The sequence below is a fragment of the Erwinia sp. MYb416 genome (assembly GCF_037479575.1).
GTDB lineage: Bacteria > Pseudomonadota > Gammaproteobacteria > Enterobacterales > Enterobacteriaceae > Erwinia > Erwinia rhapontici.
This window is the reverse complement of the sequence record NZ_JBBGYT010000156.1, coordinates 1,648-2,820: the sequence shown is the minus strand read 5'-3', so window position 1 is coordinate 2,820 and position 1,173 is coordinate 1,648. Positions and strand designations below refer to the sequence as shown.

At 54.8% G+C, this 1,173-nt stretch carries 1 protein-coding gene; it reads right to left on the bottom strand.

What is annotated here, in order from left to right; all coding sequences use genetic code 11:
- A partial coding sequence (locus WH277_RS01500; protein ID WP_339503967.1) for a PAS domain-containing protein occupies nt 1-1,148 on the bottom strand: 1,148 nt, incomplete at its 3' end.
- Nucleotides 1,149-1,173: the final 25 nt, after the last annotated feature.

The following is a 1,173-nucleotide window of genomic DNA, read 5'->3' as shown; positions in this document are numbered from 1 at the left end:
TCGTACTCACGGACTTCGGTGCAGTCGCGGGTGATCTTGGCAAAGCCGATCAGTTGATCGTCGTCATTACGGATCGCATCGATCACCACATGAGCCCAGAAGGCGCTGCCATTTTTGCGGTAGCGCCAGCCGTAATCTTCGAAACGCCCGCTGATGGCGGCTATTTTTAAATTGGTTTCGGGCAGTTGCAACAGGCGATCCTGAGCGCTGTAGAAGCAGGAAAAGTGCTTTCCGACGATCTCCTCAGCGGTATAACCTTTCGCACGTCGTGCACCGGTATTCCAGTTCATCACCATGCCACGCGGGTCCAGCATATAGATGGCGTAATCTTTCACCCCTTCCACCAGCAGGCGGAATGTCTGCTCGCGTTCGGTTTGTTCGCGCTGCATACGGCGCTGCTCGGTGCAGTCGCGGGTAATTTTGGCGTAGCCAAGCAGCTTGCCGTCATCGTCATGTACCGCATCAATGACCACATGCGCCCAGAACGCGCTACCGTCTTTACGGTAACGCCAGCCCTGCTCTTCAAAACGCCCGGTGCGATAGGCCGTTTTCAGGTTCTGTTCCGGCAGTTTATTCAACCGGTCCTGCGAGCTGTAAAAACAGGAAAAGTGCTTACCGACAATCTCTTCAGCGGTATAGCCTTTAGAACGGCGGGCGCCTGCATTCCAGTTCACCACCAGGCCTTCCGCATCCAGCATGTAAATAGCGTAGTCGGTCACCCCTTCCACCAGCAGGCGGAAACGCTGTTCTTGCGCACGCTGCTCGCTCAGTAGCCGTTGTTGTTCAGTACAATCACGGGTAATTTTGGCGAAACCGAGTAACTCGCCACTCTCGCTGCGGATGGCATCAATGACCACATGGGCCCAGAAGGCGCTGCCGTCTTTGCGATAGCGCCAGCCCTCCGTCTCAAAGCGGCCACTCTCACGCGCAGTACGCAACCCAAGCTCAGGCAGGCCTTTTTGGCGATCTTCATAGCTGTAAAAGCAGCTAAAGTGCTTCCCGACAATCTCAGCAGGCAGATACCCCTTGGCACGCTGTGCCCCCGGATTCCAGTTAACGACGGTTCCATCCGGAGAAAGCATATAAATTGCGTAATCAACCACGCTTTGTACCAGCAGCCGGTACAGGACATCAGAGTTTTCATTCATTATTATTTTCGCCTGGACGCCGATG